Origin of the sequence: Pseudoflavonifractor gallinarum (genome assembly GCF_014982855.1) — a bacterium.
Taxonomy (GTDB): domain Bacteria; phylum Bacillota; class Clostridia; order Oscillospirales; family Oscillospiraceae; genus Pseudoflavonifractor_A; species Pseudoflavonifractor_A gallinarum.
The window spans coordinates 13,702-32,037 of sequence record NZ_JADCKF010000004.1 but is presented as its reverse complement, the minus strand read 5'-3'; the positions used below and the strand labels follow the sequence as shown (position 1 = coordinate 32,037).

Annotated in this window: 24 protein-coding genes and 1 tRNA gene; all 25 read left to right on the top strand. The window is 50.0% G+C overall.

The genetic code is table 11. From position 1 onward, the window contains the following. Positions 1 to 14: 14 nt before the first annotated feature. The 25 genes from INF37_RS05340 to INF37_RS05220 all read left to right on the top strand — a co-directional run bounded on the left by INF37_RS05340 (position 15) and on the right by INF37_RS05220 (position 18,243). Positions 15 to 878, top strand: coding sequence for a CbrC family protein (locus INF37_RS05340; protein WP_117546231.1), 864 nt, complete (start codon positions 15 to 17; stop codon positions 876 to 878). A gap of 28 nt (positions 879 to 906) precedes the next feature. Further along, the gene (locus tag INF37_RS05335) at positions 907 to 1,185 is read left to right on the top strand and encodes an Imm32 family immunity protein (protein ID WP_055270457.1); all 279 of its coding nucleotides are present in this window, start codon (positions 907 to 909) and stop codon (positions 1,183 to 1,185) included. Next, complete coding sequence (locus INF37_RS05330; RefSeq protein ID WP_193536926.1) at positions 1,182 to 2,294, top strand: hypothetical protein; 1,113 nt, start codon at positions 1,182 to 1,184, stop codon at positions 2,292 to 2,294. Before INF37_RS05335 ends, INF37_RS05330 begins: the two co-directional genes overlap by 4 nt. A gap of 16 nt (positions 2,295 to 2,310) precedes the next feature. Beyond that, the gene (locus INF37_RS05325; RefSeq protein WP_193536924.1) at positions 2,311 to 2,745 is read left to right on the top strand and encodes a hypothetical protein; all 435 of its coding nucleotides are present in this window, start codon (positions 2,311 to 2,313) and stop codon (positions 2,743 to 2,745) included. Positions 2,746 to 2,770: 25 nt separating this feature from the next. Continuing rightward, entirely contained in the window at positions 2,771 to 3,520 is a 750-nt protein-coding gene (locus tag INF37_RS05320) for an SMI1/KNR4 family protein (protein ID WP_193536922.1), read from the top strand. Between the two features lie 54 nt (positions 3,521 to 3,574). Next, complete coding sequence (locus tag INF37_RS05315) at positions 3,575 to 4,126, top strand: DUF4304 domain-containing protein (protein WP_193536920.1); 552 nt, start codon at positions 3,575 to 3,577, stop codon at positions 4,124 to 4,126. A gap of 51 nt (positions 4,127 to 4,177) precedes the next feature. Then, positions 4,178 to 4,663, top strand: a complete 486-nt coding sequence (locus INF37_RS05310) for a DUF2262 domain-containing protein (RefSeq protein ID WP_021630239.1) — start codon at positions 4,178 to 4,180, stop codon at positions 4,661 to 4,663. A gap of 74 nt (positions 4,664 to 4,737) precedes the next feature. Next, on the top strand, positions 4,738 to 5,250 hold the full coding sequence (locus tag INF37_RS05305) for an SF0329 family protein (protein ID WP_193536918.1): 513 nt from the start codon (positions 4,738 to 4,740) through the stop codon (positions 5,248 to 5,250). An 18-nt stretch (positions 5,251 to 5,268) separates the two neighbouring features. Then, entirely contained in the window at positions 5,269 to 5,628 is a 360-nt protein-coding gene (locus tag INF37_RS05300; RefSeq protein WP_193536916.1) for a hypothetical protein, read from the top strand. Positions 5,629 to 5,642: 14 nt separating this feature from the next. Continuing rightward, a complete protein-coding gene (locus INF37_RS05295; protein ID WP_193536914.1) occupies positions 5,643 to 5,960 on the top strand; it encodes a barstar family protein in 318 nt (105 codons plus the stop codon). Between the two features lie 24 nt (positions 5,961 to 5,984). Further along, positions 5,985 to 6,764, top strand: a complete 780-nt coding sequence (locus INF37_RS05290) for a hypothetical protein (RefSeq protein ID WP_193536912.1) — start codon at positions 5,985 to 5,987, stop codon at positions 6,762 to 6,764. A gap of 11 nt (positions 6,765 to 6,775) precedes the next feature. Next, the gene (locus tag INF37_RS05285; RefSeq protein WP_193536910.1) at positions 6,776 to 7,489 is read left to right on the top strand and encodes a YjfB family protein; all 714 of its coding nucleotides are present in this window, start codon (positions 6,776 to 6,778) and stop codon (positions 7,487 to 7,489) included. A 17-nt stretch (positions 7,490 to 7,506) separates the two neighbouring features. Further along, a complete protein-coding gene (locus INF37_RS05280) occupies positions 7,507 to 8,382 on the top strand; it encodes a spondin (RefSeq protein WP_193536908.1) in 876 nt (291 codons plus the stop codon). Continuing rightward, positions 8,379 to 9,257, top strand: coding sequence for a DUF4261 domain-containing protein (locus INF37_RS05275; protein ID WP_193536906.1), 879 nt, complete (start codon positions 8,379 to 8,381; stop codon positions 9,255 to 9,257). The genes INF37_RS05280 and INF37_RS05275 overlap by 4 nt, the downstream gene beginning before the upstream one ends. Positions 9,258 to 9,313: 56 nt before the next feature. Continuing rightward, the gene (locus INF37_RS05270; RefSeq protein ID WP_207730447.1) at positions 9,314 to 10,270 is read left to right on the top strand and encodes a helix-turn-helix transcriptional regulator; all 957 of its coding nucleotides are present in this window, start codon (positions 9,314 to 9,316) and stop codon (positions 10,268 to 10,270) included. Positions 10,271 to 10,413: 143 nt separating this feature from the next. Next, the gene (locus INF37_RS05265; protein ID WP_193536904.1) at positions 10,414 to 10,773 is read left to right on the top strand and encodes a helix-turn-helix domain-containing protein; all 360 of its coding nucleotides are present in this window, start codon (positions 10,414 to 10,416) and stop codon (positions 10,771 to 10,773) included. 69 nt (positions 10,774 to 10,842) lie between these two features. After that, a complete protein-coding gene (locus INF37_RS05260) occupies positions 10,843 to 11,400 on the top strand; it encodes an ImmA/IrrE family metallo-endopeptidase (protein WP_193537192.1) in 558 nt (185 codons plus the stop codon). Between the two features lie 107 nt (positions 11,401 to 11,507). After that, a complete protein-coding gene (locus INF37_RS05255) occupies positions 11,508 to 12,044 on the top strand; it encodes a hypothetical protein (RefSeq protein WP_193536902.1) in 537 nt (178 codons plus the stop codon). A gap of 322 nt (positions 12,045 to 12,366) precedes the next feature. Next, entirely contained in the window at positions 12,367 to 12,789 is a 423-nt protein-coding gene (locus INF37_RS05250; protein ID WP_193536900.1) for a sigma-70 family RNA polymerase sigma factor, read from the top strand. A 692-nt stretch (positions 12,790 to 13,481) separates the two neighbouring features. Then, a complete protein-coding gene (locus tag INF37_RS05245) occupies positions 13,482 to 13,826 on the top strand; it encodes a type II toxin-antitoxin system PemK/MazF family toxin (protein WP_193536898.1) in 345 nt (114 codons plus the stop codon). 167 nt (positions 13,827 to 13,993) lie between these two features. Next, a complete protein-coding gene (locus INF37_RS05240) occupies positions 13,994 to 15,514 on the top strand; it encodes a Y-family DNA polymerase (protein WP_193536896.1) in 1,521 nt (506 codons plus the stop codon). After that, the gene (locus tag INF37_RS05235) at positions 15,511 to 15,945 is read left to right on the top strand and encodes a hypothetical protein (protein ID WP_193536894.1); all 435 of its coding nucleotides are present in this window, start codon (positions 15,511 to 15,513) and stop codon (positions 15,943 to 15,945) included. Before INF37_RS05240 ends, INF37_RS05235 begins: the two co-directional genes overlap by 4 nt. Positions 15,946 to 16,057: 112 nt before the next feature. After that, on the top strand, positions 16,058 to 16,216 hold the full coding sequence (locus INF37_RS05230) for a hypothetical protein (protein ID WP_193536892.1): 159 nt from the start codon (positions 16,058 to 16,060) through the stop codon (positions 16,214 to 16,216). A 171-nt stretch (positions 16,217 to 16,387) separates the two neighbouring features. Then, positions 16,388 to 18,016, top strand: coding sequence for a recombinase family protein (locus INF37_RS05225; RefSeq protein ID WP_193536890.1), 1,629 nt, complete (start codon positions 16,388 to 16,390; stop codon positions 18,014 to 18,016). 144 nt (positions 18,017 to 18,160) lie between these two features. Continuing rightward, positions 18,161 to 18,243, top strand: a tRNA-Ala gene (locus INF37_RS05220). Positions 18,244 to 18,336: the final 93 nt, after the last annotated feature.

The following is an 18,336-nucleotide window of genomic DNA, read 5'->3' as shown; positions in this document are numbered from 1 at the left end:
GGGAGATTGTGACCATGAACGAATATCTGAAGGAATATATTGAACTCCAAAAACAGTTTCGAGAAACAAAAGGAAATCCAGACAGTGTCCGCGCTCTCTATACCTTCAAGGAGAAACTGGAGCTATCGGAAGACAAACAGGCCAAGGAAGTGCTGGTGGATGTGTATGATCTGCTGGACTTCAAGAAGGATGCCTACGAACTGCTCTGCCAAATCGGAAATCGTTCCGATAAAAAGACACTCAAGCGGCTGGGCACGCTGAAGGAATATGCGGAAAACTGGGGCAATCATTATGCTCTCCCCAAGCCCAAAACGCCGCAGGAAAAGCAGAAAGAGAAGGAGCGGCAGGCTCAGCTGGGCCTGCCCACCTTCCGGTATCACCCCAATCCGCTGGAAACCGGCGCTTTTGAGGAGTCCGCGGATGGCGTTGCCTGCGACTGCTGCGGCAAGACGACCCATATTTTCTATACAGGCCCCTTTTACGCTGTGGAGGATATTGAGTGTCTGTGCCCGGAGTGTATCTCCAGCGGCGAGGCGGCCCGGAAATATGACGGCAGCTTCCAGGACGATTGCTCCGTGGACGATGGCGTGGAGAATCCGGCCCAGTTGGACGAGCTCATCCACCGAACTCCCGGCTACTCCGGTTGGCAGCAGGAATACTGGCGCGCCCACTGCGGCGACTACTGCGCCTATCTGGGCCATGTGGGTGCCAGAGAACTGCGGGCGCTGGGTGTGCTGGAGGATGTGCTGGACGATCCCATGTGGGACGATGAGCAGAGGGAAATGATTCAGGAATCCGTCAATGGCGGGCATCTGCAATGCTATCTGTTCCAGTGCCTCCACTGCGGAAAACACTTGGTCTGGATGGATTTTGATTGAGGAGTTTTCAAAAGGTGGGATACAAGCGATGAAACCCAAAACACTGACCATTCAACTGAATGATGAACAACTGCCCATCCTTCCAGTGGAACTGGAAGCCCACCTCTCCTTTACCACTCATGCTGATGGAAATGAATTGGAGCTAATGGGAAACCGGGCGGGGCTGCTCCTATTGGCGAAAGCCGCTTTGGGTATGGCAGAAACTCTTCGCGGGGATGGATTCCACATCCATCTGGATGACCTGTATAGCATCAACTCCGAGGGAAAAAGCATCCTGATCCGAAAGGAGGAACGGCCAAAACCATGATTGAAAAAACCTTCCTCAACCCCGCCACAAATAAGCAGTGGCGGATTGAAATTGACGGACATACCATCCGAACCTGCTTGAATGGCGGGAAGGTCAAGGAGATCCTGTGCGACTCCGCCTTCCAGGTCAAGAGCAAGGCTGCCAGCGCCATGATGGGCCAGATGCGGAAAGGATTTGTCTATCAGAATCCGGATGCCGCTGTTGGGCAGGCGCGGTGCCATCGGTTTGTCGGCAAGGACAGCAACGGCTTTATGCCCTTGGCTGCCGCCCTCACACGGGACGACTTCTTCCTGACGAGAGTGGTCGGAGATTTTGAGGACGAGACCCTCTATCACTTCGATGGCAGCGGGGAGATCCTCGAAACAGTTTCCCTGGGCGCAAAGAGAATGACCTATGAGCAGGTCCTCTGCCCCAATGACACCCTTCTTCTGAACAACAGCTATCTTCTCCAGCAGTTCTCACTCCGCACCCATGAAATCACGCCCTTTGCCAACAAGAAAAACAGCATGAAGGCCATGCTGGATGCCAGCGGCGACTTGGCCCTCTGGTACACAGGCGAGGAGATCATCGCCTTTGACTTTGGCAGCAACACGGAGGTGTGGCGGGAAATGGTAAAATGCAAGAAGTCAAAAGACCCGAATTTTGCCTATTACTGCTTTGGGATGCTCTCTCCCCGGCAGAGCAAAGCGGCCTACCGCGTCACCGAGGGTGAGTATGTGCTGGTCGATCTGAAGTCCGCCCAAAAAGTAGTGATTCCCAATGAGGGCTGGCATCCCTTCTTCTCTCCAGATGACCAGTGTTTCTCAGTGGGCGGCAGGTTCTATCTGACCCAGACCGGAGAGGAGATGGACAATCCTTTCCCATTTTCTGTCCGGCAGGGGCTGAGTTTTTCGGATACCTGTACGGTGAGGACAAGGGGCAGCCTGATGGCCGTTCAGCAGGATCGTGGCAGCTCCCCCATAGAGCTGTGGGATACCGGAAGCGGCCAGCTGCTGGCCACCATTGACGACCCCTTTGTGGTGCGGCAGGTGAATTTTGCCTTTACCAAGAGCGGACTTGTCCTGCACACCGATTACGGGGCCATGAGCATCTATTCCTGCGCCCTCTGAAACGGAGAAGTGACCTATGGAGCATGAGAGGAAAGAACTTTTGGCTCAGAAAAGAGCGCAGCTCAAGATAAAACAGAAAAGAGCAGAGATACAGCAATACAAGGACCGTCTCACAAAAAGTATCGAACATTTTTCTCAAAAATACCGATATGCGGATGAAGCGGAAGCACTCAAAATTGAAACCTTTATCTCAAAACTCAATTTTAAGCAACCGGGGCAGCTGGCGATCCAAGAAGTTTGCCCATATCCCCATGGAAATGCCTACTTGTGCTTTTTAATGGGAACAGACGCCTTATTTGAGATTTATGTATTTGGCAAATATTCTGACATCATGAGCGATCATGATGCATGGGAAGTTTTTAGTCCATATCTGTTGCTTTTGGACGAGGATTTTATTCATTACACTTATATCAACGATAATGGCGAAGTCTTGGAATCACGAGTATCGTGATGGTGGAGAAAGAGCGTGGACACCTATGAACAAAGAATCATTGACAGAAAAACTCCTGGACTTGGCTGAGGGACGGGAAACACCTGAAACCTGGCAGAACTGGTGGGACGAACATGAGACGGAGTTGGAAGCCCTGCTGAGTCGGGGTGAATTTCTGAAACTGAAGCCCTGCCGACACGGTTTTCAGTGGGTCCCGGTGTTTGGCAGCCAAAAGGGAGCCATCGCCATTCTGGAAAAGAGCGGCACAGCATTTGAGGCCAGCAATCTCTACCAGGAGCGGTATCTGGCCGAGCTGGACGCTTTCTGCAAGGAACAGGAGCGGGTGCAGCGGGAAAAGCAAGCGAAATTCAAGGCCGACAACCCGGAGATGTTTCGACGCTACCCCAAGTTCTCCAAGGCGTTGGCAAAGGCGCTGGACCCCACTGATGAGATCCAGCCTGCCGCCACGGAGGAGCAAATCGCAGGCCGAGAAAGGACGCTGGACTTCACGCTCCCGTCCCAGGTGCGGGAGTTTTTCCTGCTGACCGCAGGCATCAATGTATCCACAGGCGTGATCCTTACCCTTTCCGGGATGTTTGATCTGACCATTTATGGAGAGCGGTATTGTGTGCTGGGCGAGTTCTGGAAAGAAGCGGATGGCGACCAGCTCCTGCTCCGCCCCGGAGAGGAAACCATCTGGTACTACGCCCATGAGCAGGACAAGGTAAAGCGCCTCTGTGATGATATGACAGAACTGCTGGAGAAGAAACTGGCGAGGTATCTTAATGAGCAATAAAAACAACGCGGCGGTTGAGAGTGGAACGGTAAATGAGTGAAGGAAGGTGGCAACATGGAGAAGAAGGATTTTCCCAAGGGAACCAAGCCCCGCGAGATCTTCGTCTATACCTGTGAGCGGATCGCGGAGCCACTGACCCCGCTGGGTTACAAATACCGCAAGAGCAAAAATGACATCTACAAAAAAGACGGCATCTTTGTGTTCTCCTTTTACTTTTCCCCCTCCATCCGCTTTGGCTCCACCACTTTTACTGCCTTCTTCGATGTGAGTTCCCCGGTGATTGCCCAGTGGCGCAGTGAGCAGGAAGGGACGGCGGATACCTATGATGGTATCGTGGGTACCTCCATCGCCCGACTGACCCGCCGGTATGATGACTTCCCCCGCTATGAGGTATCTACTCTGCTGGAGCGGGAACGCTCCATCCAGGAGATTTCCGGGCAGATCCAGGACTATGCACTACCGTTCTTTGCCCGGTTTTCCGACTTGCCGAAGCTGCTGGACGATGTGGAACGGGAGGGGTTCTTTCCCCATCGGAAGGGGTTCGATGTCCCTAAGCGGAATCGGGAGTTCATCGAATGCTTCCGGAAGTATCTCCAAAAGCAGTAATCGAATGGGCTATCATACTGGACAATAAATTGGAACTTTTAGAGGTGTATTATGGGACTGTTTTTGAAGAAAAGGGTCGAAATGCCGGATAAAATCATTTTGGGGAATACGGAATTTGTATTTGACCGCAAACTCGGCTTTCATGTTGGAGAATGGACCGTATGGGATAGAAAGACTAAAATTCTCCTTGAGTTTCAGAGCACAGAGGGAAATATAGGCGATATCGTTTTGGAAAAGGTAAATTGGGTCAATGACCATAAAGATACCATTATCCGAGCATTTTTGGATGAGAACGATGACTGTATAGACGTCGTGAATGAAATGATCGAAGATGGAACGCTGGAAGCAGATGGGAAGATTTCAGAAGATGAGTTTGTAAAAGCACTATTCGTAAACAATGTAACAATATTTGTAAATGGAAGTGAAACTGGCTTTTACATCGATTTGGATGCGGAACCCGACTATTTCATGGGACATTTAGTTTGTATCGAGGTCGACTGCAAATATAAAATTGAAGTCGGCGGATTCAACGGATAACACTTCAAACACAAAAGGCAAATTCTACGGAAAGGGCAACGCCCGCAACGGCATCAGAAAGGAAACAAGTACCTATGTCAACCTGGAGCGGAATCCGAAACAAACTGGAGAGTGACTACCTGTGCCCGGCGCTCCGGGGCCGCATCCAGTATTTTGCCACCAGTTACTGGGAAAGCCATGACCAAACAGGCCGGGCGGCCATTCGACTGGACGGCGTGGAGGTGCTGCGAAGTAACTACTACGCCTATGAACAGAACTACTGGAACAGATATCAGGCCCTGCGGCGGGAGGGTGTCGGAGAGGACGACCCGAAGGCCCCCTTCCGGATGGCCCATGAAGGGACGCTGAACGACGGCTGTTTTGACAACATTTTTTTCTATGAGGCATTTCACGAATTTGACAACCAGAGCATCGAGAAAAGCCTTACCAGCGAGAATCCGCTTGTCCGTGTCTTTGCCCTTCTGGACCGCAGGCTGGGAAAGCGCCGCCTGCTTGCTTTGGAGGAATCCATGGAGCAGGAGCTGGACTGGGTGCGGGCCTTCTATGTGATCCGGATGCAGGCAGAAGGGCTGATGGAAAAAGAATAACATACAGGAGGAACCACTATGTCACAGATCGCATCCTTTTATCTTCTCAAAGACGGCCGGCGGCAGGAACTGTCCAACGGCGACTGCTCCGGCGCGGTCTATATGGCCATCTGGGACTGGTGTGAGAGCGAGCTGGATCTGGATGTCCGTTTTCCCGCTCCCCAGACGGAGGACACCCTGGACTGCGCTTTGCTGGAGGGAGAGCTGGCGTCTAATGTGCTGGCAGCTCTGCGGGAGCAGGACCTCCCGGAACTGGCCGCTGAAATTGCCCCAGACTGGGATCTGCCCACCGAGGCGGTGCAAAGCGGACTTGAAACGCTGCGCTCCCATCTGGAACTGGTGCAGGGCGACGCTGCCCTGCTGTATGAAATGTTATAAGACGGAGGGATACCATGCAAGCAGACCAACCACAGCGGCAGAAGATCACCATCGACGGCCGCCGCTTTTCCAGCATGGCCGGTTTTTATGACGAAGTGGAGCGGGTATTTACATTCGGTTTGGACTGGAAGATCGGTCGGAACCTGAACGCTTTCAACGATATTCTCCGGGGCGGTTTTGGGCGGCATGAGTATGGACAACCCATCCACATCCAGTGGCTGGCCTTTGAAAAAAGCGTCCGTAATCTCGGGAAAGAGACTATGGACACCATTGTGGAAATCATTTTGGATACCGACCATTCCGGGCACGACTGTACCCTGGAACGGCTTTGACCAAGCAAAAAAGGAGGCATCACTATGGGACTTGACATCTACGCCGGAACATTGACCCGGTACTATTCTCACAACTGGAAAACTGTTGTTCAGCAGTGGGCGGAAGAAAATGGATGGGGCTTTCAAAAAATCACGCCGGATGGAGAAGCTGCTGATAGCGAGGAAGAAATGTCCCCGGCTGAGATCCAGGCGGCGGTGGAGAACTGGCGGGATCAGATCTTGAGCGCCATTTCTCAGCCGGGCCAGCCTCCCTATGCTCCCTGGTCGGAGGATAATGAGAAGCCCTATTACACCGACAAGCCGGATTGGGATGCCTTCGGCGCTATGCTGCTGGTTGCCGCCTGCCATACATACAATGAGCCGGTGCCTTCCACTGTGGAGAAGGACTGGAACTTTGGGGAGCATCCTCTGGTCGCCCGTCTTGCATCGGACGAGGAGCGGGTGTGGTCCCTGTTCCGTGGGGCAACTTGGTGGCTGCCTCTGCCGGATTCCTTCTTATTTCAGGCGCCTCTGCCCACTGATGATCAGGCGATGATTGCCACCCTGGGTGGACTGCGGAAGGAGCTGGAGAAGCTGAACCAGCTGGCATGGCAGGCCGATGAGGATACCATCCTTGCTTGGGCAGACACGGAGGGATACCCGGCAGACGGAACCATAGACGCAGATGGACAGTACAGCAAGGCGGATATCCCAGAACACACGCAGTATGACACCCAATCCCTGGCAAAGTTTGCCTTCTCCATGTTCTGGCGGGCCATGCGGTTTGCAGAGGAACAGCAGGTGCCAATCCTGCTGGATTACTAAGGAGGTTTTTTATGGGATACGATGTGAGCTTTCACCCGATTTCACCAGAGGAAATGCGGGAATGGTATTTTACTCCCTTAACCTGGATACAGCAGGGACAGGAGGAAAAGGTGCTGGCACTCGCCGCACAGTATGGAATAGAGGATTTCTATGCAGAAAAATATCTGGATACCCTGCGGGTTGGGGCTGAAACAGAATCCAACGAGCTGTTTGACAAAAGCCATGGTTTCTATATTGCAGTGATCCAAGGTTTTTTCCGGGATTACTATTACACCAGAGGCAGTGCTTTTTCTTTCCTGGCGGAAGAAAAGCCGGAATATGAGCGGTACTTCACCTCATGGGGTCAAGTGACTCCTGTTTCCTTTCCAAACCCCATGCAGAACCGAATCATCGAAAACTATTGCTCCGGTGTATATCTGTCTCCGGATCAAGTTATGCAGCTTCTCAAAGACATGGAGCAGGACCACAAAGTGTGTGAAGATCTGGAGAGGATTTGGAGCAATGGACAGATTGCTGTGCTGAAAAAAGCACTTTCTGCCGCTGCAGAACTGGGCGCCGGCCTGCTGGAAGCCACTGAAGTGGTAGAGCCAAACCCCATCAGTCCGAATGAGAGTACAAGCTATTCCAACCTGTATCACTGCGACAGGGACGGGGTGTATCTCTACATAGATACTGTCAGTGCTCAATTAGCGAATGTGATTGGAAGAAGTGAGGAACAAGCATAAGCGGTTGGGAGAATTTTATGGAACAAAAACGCCCGGCAGATATATTTCAGGAGCTTCTGGACTACCTGTGGAACGGCCTGGGCCTGGAGGAAAAGGGCTGGAAGCGTCTGAAAAAGGGCGACTTCAAAAAGAAAATGAAAAATGGGCTGACCTATCAGATCTGGTTTGACCGGAGCCGCTACAACTACATAGACTACGAAATCGGCCATGGAAATGTGGAGGTGGGCTTCAGCTGTATCATAAAGCAGGGAGATGACTACCTCTACACTTTCAGAATTGAACCCACAACAGGCGGTTCATTCTTTCGGATGCTGACAGAGGACCTGCGGTTGGACACCGGGCTGCTGGACACCTTCCTGCCCCTGATCAAAGCCCACTACCTCAATTTTATTGACTGCTTTGAAGCAGACCCAGTAGGGGCGCTCCAGTCGGTCTGCACCCCCTTTACCCAGCCGGAGGATTACAGCTGGTGCATCTATGTGCGGGAACAGATGGTGGAACGGTACGGAACAGCGGAACAGCTGGAGGAGTACCGACATCAGGTGAAATTGCGCGGAACACCGGAGCATAAGGCAAGGAACGGGATGGGCTCGATGTTGTTCCATCTCTCCCACGCCAATGATGTGGATCAAGCCTGGGCCTCAAGCCGCACCAAAGAGGAACTGGACCAGGTGGTGGAACCCTTTGTGCAGGCCAAGCGGCAGACAGGACAGTGGACGCAGGAGGATGAGGCGGGCTATCAGCTCTACCAGCAGGAAACAGATCCGAAGAAACGCACCTTTCGGGTATGGTATCTCATTGCCAATCCCCGGGGCCTGCCGAAAGAGTTTGTCCAGAAAGAACTGGAATTCCGGTGGAAGCTGTTCCCGGAGAAGAAGGAGGAAAGCAAATGAGCAATAAATTGTTCCAGCAGAACCTGGATGACAAAAAAGGCCCCCAGCCCGGCGGCCCCTATCTCATTCAGATGCTATTTAAAGAGCCGGTGGACATGCCGGACAAAGAGAAAATGACTGCCGTAATGGGGAAACACATCGGATCAGCAGAGTGCTTCTGTTATGATAAGAAAATGGCTGGCTTTGCCGCTCTGGATCATATAGCGGAATTTCAGGACGGCAAGTGCCCGGTACAGCTGATGGTGATGAAATGCGACAAGTTCAAGGGCAAAGGCTTTGATGCCTTTTTGCTGAGCCAGATGTGGGACTGCCAGGAAGACCGAGAGCGGATTTTCCGGGAGTGCCGGTATCAGGTGGTGGCCACCGATATGTTGGCTGCGGCGCTTCCGGCGCTGGAGCGGGCCAACCTGGACGCCGACTTCTTGGAGGCTCTGGCGGAGCTGTACCCCTCATGCGAAGCATTCTATTTCCAGAACTGCGGCAAGCTGTTTCTGGCAGAGGATGTGCGCTCCCATCAGATTGAGGGCGCGGATCGGTTCATCCGCTTTGGCGTCAATGTCCGATTCTTCAACATTGAGGGTACGGAGGATATGCTCATCGACACGGTGGGCATTGGCACCCTGTTTCTGCCTGACCTCCAGTACCACTTCCATGGCATGGACCCCAATTGGGTGGTAAACCATGCCTACAATGTGGCGTCCTACATTCTGGAACATGATAACCCCATTCAGGATGGTGAAACCATAGATGGCGTGGCGGATGGCCAGATGTGTCGGGAGATTCAGTGGAAGTGCCAATATGAGGATGCTCTGATTCAGCCACCCAGAGGGGTGCTGGACATCAACATGGGAAAATATGCATCTGGAGGCCGCTGAGAAACAGCAGGAGCATAATTTTGAGAGCACAAAACTCTATTTAGGAGGTGATCACAATGCAGAGTAATATCCGTATCATTGAGCTGCTGCGGTTTCTTTATCAGCAAACCGATGAAGCACATGCGGTTACAGTATCTGAGATGATAGAGTACCTCAAAAGCAAAGGGATTCCATCTGTGCGTCAAACTGTCTATACTGACTTGGAGGCGCTGGACACCGCAGGAATTGATATCGTCCAAATCAAAAGCACACAAAACAGATATTTCATTGGCAGCCGAATTTTTGAATATCCTGAGTTGAAGATGCTTGTAGATGCCGTGGCATCCTCCAAGGTGATTTCTGCGAAAAAATCTCAGGCACTAATTCAAAAGCTGGGACAGTTGACCAGCATCCAACAGGCGGAACAGCTCCAAAGGTTGGCCAGCCTCTCCAGCCGTGTGAAGCCGCATAACGAAAAGGTCTATTACATCATTGATAGCATTCAGACTGCTATCTTGGATCAACACCAAATCAGTTTCCAATACTATGAGTACACGCCAGAGAAAAAGAAAATCCTGAAACACGATGGATATCGCTATATTCTGGACCCCTATGCTTTGGAGTGGAAGAACGACCATTATTATTTGATTGGTTACTCTCATAAGCATAAGGGAATTGCCCATTTTCGTGTGGATCGTCTGACCAGCGTGGAGCCGTTGGATTCCAAGTTCCAGCCAATGCCTGATTTTGATGTAGCCGCCTATACGAACAAAATGGTTGATATGTTTGCGGCAGAGCATGCAGAGCAGGTCAAACTTCTCTGTTCCAATGAGCTGATGCGGGTCATCATTGACCATTATGGTGAAGACATCGAGATATCTCCATATGATGATACCCACTTTACAGTGATAATTGAAGTCAACCCCAGCGGAACCTTTTATGGGTGGGTATTTAAGTTTATGGGAAAAATACGAATTTTGTCACCCCAATCCTGTGTAGATAAAATGCAGGATATCGCTCGTACATTTATATGAGAACCCCCGCAAGGTGTTAAAGAATTTTAACACCTTGCGGGGAACTCTTTTTTTTGCCATTGAATAGAACACCTGTTCTGACTATAATGAAATTAAGAGTTCGCTGCACAGCGAACACCCTCAATAACAGGAGGCAAGTCACCATGACTTTTGGAGCGTTTATCTCTGCAAAGCGTAAAGAACTTAGGCTAACGCTGCGAGAAACCGCAAAGCATCTTGGTATTGCATGTGGGTATCTCAGTGATGTTGAGCAGAGCCGTCGTCCCGCACCAGAAGGTGATTTTGTAGAACGGATATCTCGCTATCTGGATCTCAGCAAAACCGATCATGAAAGGCTGCTTGACTTAGCTGCAAAGTCTCGGAATAGGATTTCTGCCGATCTACCAGAGTATATCATGCAAAAGGATATCGTTCGTGCAGCACTTCGTGTTTCTAAAGATGTGAATGCCACCGACGAGGAATGGCAGGCATTCATTGAGCAAATGAAAAATCGACCGCGATAAGGGGGGCCTACGGTGTCAGTTCCGCGAATTCGCTTGGAGACAGTTGAAGCTATTGCACGCAAAATCCTGATGGAATATGACAGCTCGCTTCTGAGTGGTGAACCGAGACCGATCCCCATCGAAGCTATCATCGAAGTAAAGTTCGACCTGATTCTGGAGTATCACATTCTCCGCAAAAATGGTGCTGTATTGGGAGAAACCATCTTTGATGACGGCCCCGTCATCCTATATGATATGGATGAACGGTCGTATAAAATCATTGCTGTCAGAAAAGGAACGATTCTGATTGATGAACGCCTTTGTGAAACTCGCAGTATCGGGCGACTTCGCTTCACATGTGCCCATGAGCTGGCCCACTGGGTGCTACATAAGAATCTGTATTCTGGGACTGGAAATATTGCAGCATACAATGGACAGTGCTCTACTGACGAGAGCGATGGAGTGATAGAGAGACAAGCGGATGCGTTGGCAACAGCCCTTCTGATGCCGCTTCCGCAAATCAAAAAGTGTTTTTATCGTCTCCGCTCCGGAAGAACTATGGAGCAAATAGTTGCAGAGATGGCTCAGATATTTGAGGTTTCCAAACAAGCTATGCAAATTCGCTTGCAGTCGCACAATTTAATGTAAATAAGGGTGCCTTGGATATAGGGTCCTCACCAGGACCCTATACCTGCCCCTGGTAAGTTTTTATGCTCAAAATGTTCGCTGGCCAGCGAACAAGGAAGGAGGAAACCATGAGGAAAGAGAGTGCAACGATCCGCAAATGCCACAGCAGACTTTCATCACTTGGTCTGGACAGCACGGTGGCTTTTCATAAGAGCAAGTTGATTCTCAAAATTTATCGGGATGTTGTCTGGGTGTTGAGTGAGCGAGCTCAAGAGCTCCAGGAGTATGCCTGGGAATTGGGCGATCAGGACCTGAGTACCGGACTATGCTATCTGGAGAACTTTGCTCCAGATATAGATTTGCAGGATTTTGAGGAGAAAGTCTGCTGCGTTATCCAAAGCCAAATGCTGGTAGATGTAATCAATCGTGCATTACTACGCCTGAAGCGGTATCCAGATCGAGGAGAGTTGTACTATGAGATCCTCAGCAAGCAATTCATTTACCGTTTCAATAGTACCGAAAAAGAGCTTCTGGATGAGTTGAATATGGAGCGCAGCGTGTTTTATGACCGAAAAAAGGAGGCGATTTATCTGTTTTCTATCTGTCTGTTTGGCTATGTTATCCCTGAATTGATGGATGGGGTGCCCCGACTTTATCCCGACTAAAGCCCGATACATCCCCGACGGAATCCCTACTCCCTTCCGATTTTGAACCTGCTATACTGGCTACAGTGGCAGGTATGCTCTAAAATTTGAATACTTAACATAAGGACTCGACACCGCTTTCCGCGGTGACCGGGTCCTTTTTCATTCCTGCCGCAAATATGGCGGCAGGAATGAGCCGGAGGGCGTTATAACGCCCCCCGGCTTTTTTTCTGCCCGGCATTAGGAGGGCCGGCATGCGCTGGGAGGCGTTCACTGCCAAGTACCCGTAGCTCCGAGGTTTTGATTCACCAATCAAAATCTTGAAGCTACGGAGGTTTGCCACATGGCAGAAGAAAGAAAATACAGGATTCGGGTAGATGGAATCCTGGTAGATGTTAGCAAAGAAGTGTATCGAGCATATTACAGTATTGAACGACACACTCGTACTTTGGATGAGAAAGACATAAGGAATGGCAAGGTCTTATATAGTGACCTCGACACAGATGAACTGCTTGGTGAGGATATGATCCCCGACATGACCTCTGAACGAGTTGAGGATTCTGCCATTTACAGTATCTTGCGTGAAAAACTGCACCAATACCTTGGTATGCTTCCTCCGCAGGATATGGAATTGATACAGGCGTTGTACTTTGAGTGCATGACAGAACGGGAATATGCACAGCAGATTGGCATTTCCCAAAAGGGTGTCAATAAGCGCCGGCAGAAGGTCTTGGACAAACTCAGAACCATGATGAAAGCAAAATAAAAAATTTTTGGTTCTCAACCCCCTCACGAACTCGGCTTAGTAGTGAGGGGGTAAATTTATCTCTCCCTCGTGAACCTTGAAAGCCGAATATCCGATTGTCTGAATACTTTCCTGATGGGGCCTCGTGACCGGGGCAAGCGACATTGGAGAATGCGCCAAGACCACCTGTAGGTGCTGTTGCAGATTGACTCGAAGAAAACATTGAATTGAATAAGAGTTCGAAGGCTCAACTGCATAATTACCTATCAACGACGGCCAAATAAGGTGCTAAGCGGGTCCATTCGTCCATAAAACAGCCTGTGGCAAGCTGTATCGCAATGATTCCATCAGGGATAATGATACTTCCGTCCAGTCCCAGACGCAAGCAAGGAGGGCGGCCGACAGAGATCCTGCCGGGGGTGAGATTCCCATGACACGGTGAAGCCATCCGTGGTTCAGACTAATCGCCCTATGAGCCAGCATTGTATTCGCTGGTTCTGCGCTTGGGGAAGTAGTGTCGAATACGAGCGCAGCATAAAGACAACACAAATGTGAAGTCTTAATATCAGAAGCCATGGGGACCGCTTCTGCCCAAGTACCGTTTATTGACCGGAATATGCCATGTATGCAAGCATTCCAACCAGAGGCGGGAGATGTGGGAGCGGTCCCTATTTTTGTGGTATTAAGCTCTAAAAACTAAGGAGGTGGGTTTCTTGAAAACATATTATCGCGGGGACATTTACTATGCAGATTTGCGGCCAGTGGTTGGGTCTGAACAGGGTGGTATCCGTCCTGTTGTGATTCTCCAGAACAATGTCGGGAACCGGTACAGCCCTACTGTGATTGCAGCTCCCATAACCAGTAGGAGAAAGACAAACCTTCCAACCCATGTTAGTATCAATCGACAGGTAGACAAACTGCGTTGCAACTCTGTAATCTTAATGGAGCAGATTCGCACAATCGATAAGTCCAGACTCATGGATCGGATTGGAGTACTTAACGACTACGAAATGCAACAGGTTAACCAGGCACTCGGAATCAGTGTTGGCTTGGTGTGAGGAAAACACACCACATTATTAATAGCCGTCCTCAGTGTAGGTTTAATGCTGGGGCTTTTGGCGCTATAATGATGGTGACAATTTACAATAGCGGGCATAGAACAAGTGTGCTATAATGGCGTTAAATTAGCAGTACACATTATATAGGGAAAGGAAGTGAGTCAGGTATGAAGGAACGAACCTACATCTGTTGCGATCTCAAAAGTTTTTATGCAAGTGTAGAATGTGTGGAGCGCGGATTGGACCCGATGACAACAAACCTTGTTGTGGCGGATCTCCGTCGCACAGAAAAAACTATCTGCCTGGCGGTCACCCCATCCCTAAAATCCTATGGTATCTCGGGACGGGCACGGCTCTTCGAGGTAGTGCAGAAGGTGGCAGAGGTCAATGCCAGACGCAGGCAGGCGGCTCCCGGACGGCAGCTTACTGGTTCGTCCTGGAACGACCCGGAAGTACAGCGAGACTCTTCTCTGGCACTGGACTACATTGTTGCTCCACCCCGGATGGCGCATTATATTGACTGGAGCACTAAAATCTATGGCGTTTATCTGAAATATCTGGCTCCCGAGGATATTTTTCCATATTCCATTGATGAGGTCTTCATGGATGTCACCAACTACCTGGACACCTATAAGATGACTGACAGAGAGCTGGCTCAGACGATTATTTTGGATATACTGAAAACCACCGGAATCACTGCTGCGGCCGGAATGGGGCCAAACCTATATTTGGCCAAGATCGCCATGGATATCGTAGCAAAGCATGTCCAGCCAGATAAGGATGGTGTACGGATTGCCAAACTAAACGAGATGACCTACCGGAAACTGCTTTGGAGTCACCGCCCGCTCACGGATTTTTGGCGGGTCGGCAGAGGGTACGCCACCAAACTGGAGGCGAATGGCCTGTACACTATGGGCGACATTGCCCGGTGTTCCATTGGGAAGCCCACGGACTATCACAATGAGGAACTGCTCTACCGCCTCTTTGGGGTCAACGCAGAACTGCTCATTGACCATGCTTGGGGCTGGGAACCCTGCACCATTGCAGATGTGAAAGCATACAAGCCAGAAAACAAGAGTATCGTTTCCGGTCAGGTGCTTCAGTGTCCCTATCCCTTTGATAAGGCGCGACTGGTAGTCCGCGAGATGGCGGATTCGCTGGCACTGGATCTGGTAGATAAAGGACTGGTCACCAACCAGCTGGTGTTGACTGTAGGCTATGACATTGAAAATCTGGCACCCACCCGAGGGGGCGCAGCGTATGCCGGAGAAACCACCACGGACCGTTACGGACGAAAGATTCCCAAGCACGCTGTAGGGACAGAAAATTTCTCCTATACATCTTCGGCAAACGATCTACTGGAAACAATCACCGCTCTCTATGATCGAATCGTGGACAAGGCGTTGCTGGTTCGTCGTCTCAGTATCAGCGCAAATCGTCTACTTCATGAAGAAAAAGTACCCAAGCAGGACGAGGTGGAGCAGTTGGATCTCTTCACTGACTATGCGGCAAAGGAAAAGCAAAAGGCAGAAAACGCAGCTGAACACGCTCGGGAGAGAAAGATTCAGGAAACCATACTGGGGATCAAAAAGAAGTTTGGTAAGAACGCTATCCTCAAAGGTTTGAACCTGGAAGATGGGGCCACAGCCAGAGAGAGAAATCAGACGATTGGAGGACATCAGGCATGAGCGGTCCCTATGATGATATTATTTCGCTGCCGCATCCTACCTCTTCCAGACATCCGAGAATGCCTATCTCAGACCGAGCGGCCCAGTTTTCTCCCTTTGCGGCTCTTGCCGGTCACAGCGCAGCTCTTGCCGAAACGGCGAGGCTGACGGACCGACAAATTGAATTAAGCGATGATGATAAGGCAGTGCTTGATCAAAAGCAGCGCATCTTATTGGAGCATATCAAAGAATGTCCGGAGATTACCGTAACATGGTTCCGACCAGATGAGAAAAAGGATGGTGGTCAATATATAACAACTACTGGACGCCTGAGAAGAATAGATGAATTCAACCAGGTACTGATTCTGGTAGATGATATAAAAATACCGCTGACCCATGTGGTCGATTTGGACAGCGAAAAACTTCCGGATATGAACCAGATGGAATGGTGATCCACAAAGAGCCGGCTATCGATCAGATAGCCGGCTCTTTTTATGAAAGTAGAATCTCACAGGGCCGCTCATCGGTCCTGATGGGTGGCCTTCTATACAAGGAGGCTTTAGCATGAATAAACCGCTCAAAAGCGATACCCCAAAAGCAGAAATGAAAATCAATGTACAAGGTTATAAGGTTACACTTTGTTTTGCGGAACGGCCAAACCTGGAAGCGGCTGCCTTTGTAAAGCAATCACTTCTGAGTTCCTATGCAATGCTTCAAAAATAGATCAGGTTGCAAGGCACATTTCTCTCCGAAAACCGATGAATTCCCTGGCAATTCTGGCCGTTGTGTGAGATAATGGGTACGGCGAAAAAAGCCAGGAACCTTGAAAATCGAATAGGATGAATTGAGTGTTCGCCCTCTCACACAAAACAAAATGAGAGGACGGATATCAAAATGGCTGAAAGAGTTTATTGTTTGTACAGAGTTTCCACCAGTAAGCAGGTCGATCATGATGATCAGAATCAGGCGGACATCCCCATGCAAAGAAAAGCCTGCCATGACTTCGCAGATAAGATGGGTTGGATTATCGTAGGTGAAGAAAAAGAAACCGGCGTATCCGGCTACAAGGTCAGCGCCGATGATCGGGACAAGCTACAGCTTATCAAGAAGTATGCAGAGCAGGGAAAATTCGATATCCTGCTCGTATTCATGTTCGACCGTCTGGGTCGTAAATCGGATGAAACTCCCTTTGTTGTAGAGTGGTTCGCCAAAAAGGGAGTCCGCGTTTGGAGCGTGAAAGAAGGCGAGCAGAGGTTTGAATCCCACACGGATCGCCTGACCAATTACATTCGCTTCTGGCAGGCTGATGGTGAGAGCCAGAAAACCTCAATGCGTACCAAAACAGCCCTTGGGCAGATGGTTGAAGAAGGACGGTTCCGAGGCGGAAACGCACCATACGGATACCGGCTGGAAAAGAGCGGCATCCTCAACAAGCGCAAGCATGAGGTATATATGCTGGTCATCGATGAGGATGAGGCCAGAGTCGTCCGAATGATGTTTGATCTCTGTGTTTCGTCCGGATATGGCAGATGGCGCCTCGCTAACTTCCTCAACGATCATGGCATCAAGAATCGAAAGGGACAAAACTGGCATGATGCCAGTGTGGGAGGTATCCTACATAACCCACTTTATAAAGGAATCCTTCGAAGCGGCGAAACCTATGCTGGTCCCTTTGATGAGCTTCAAATCATTGCCCCGGACCACTTTGATCTGGCACAGAAGTTGATGCTGGAGCGAACCAATGAGCGAAAAGAGCATCGAACAGTGCCGCTGAATACGACAGGACAGTCCCTGCTCTCCGGAAATATCTTTTGTGGACACTGCGGAGGCCGCTTGGTACTTACCACGAACGGGAAAACGGTCCGTCGAGCGGATGGAACAGCGGTTTACAAAAAGCGCATTCGCTATGTGTGCTACAATAAGACACGGCGTCGTCAGGAGTGTACCGGACAGACCGGATATACGATGCATATCGTGGACGGGATTGTTACGGAGGTACTTCATCAGGTCTTCAACAAGATGCAAGGCGCTTCCGGTGATATGATCGTGGGAAGTGCGGTTCAAAAGCAGATGGCTATGATCCGCTCGGAACTGCAGCGAGCCAGAGCTGAAAACACCAAGGCCAATAAGGAATACGAATCCCTTAAAGCTGAGGTACTGAAAGCGATTCAGGGTAAAAGCGCACTGCCGCAAGATGTTCTATCTGAGATGCTGGAGGACGCCCGTCAAAAGGTGCTATCCAGCAGTGAACGCATCACGGAACTTACAGCGGAGTTGAACGATGGAAACTCTAAAATCGAGGAGATGAAGGCTGAGTTCAATCAGATCGTGTCCTGGTCCAAGATTTTTGATGATAGTCCTATGGAAGTCAAAAAGATGATTTGTGGCTACATCATCAAAAAAGTCTCGGTCTGCAAGGACTACGATATCAAGATTGAATTCAACATCAATGTGGAGCAGTTCCTTAACGGTATCGATGGAGTTTCCGAATGTGATACAAGTGAGCTGTCCATAGCACAATAAGCCCTCGCCCATGTCACACCAGTGGCATGGGGTACATATCCTAAGAGATATGGCCAGTTGACAACATAAATCCTCCATGTTAATATAAGTAAGCAAATTGAATTGTTGCGCGGGTGTGGAGATGAGCGCTGCCCCAAACTATCAGGGGGTGTGCCTACCAGATGGTTCGGGAGAGCGCTTGAATGGCATTCAAGAGGTCAGCGGTTCGATCCCGCTTATCTCCACCATGAAAAGACTTGAAACTTCGGTTTCAAGTCTTTTTTGTATAAAGAAAACCACTTGCCTAGCGAGTGGTTTTCTTTATACAAAAAGGAGAGGCG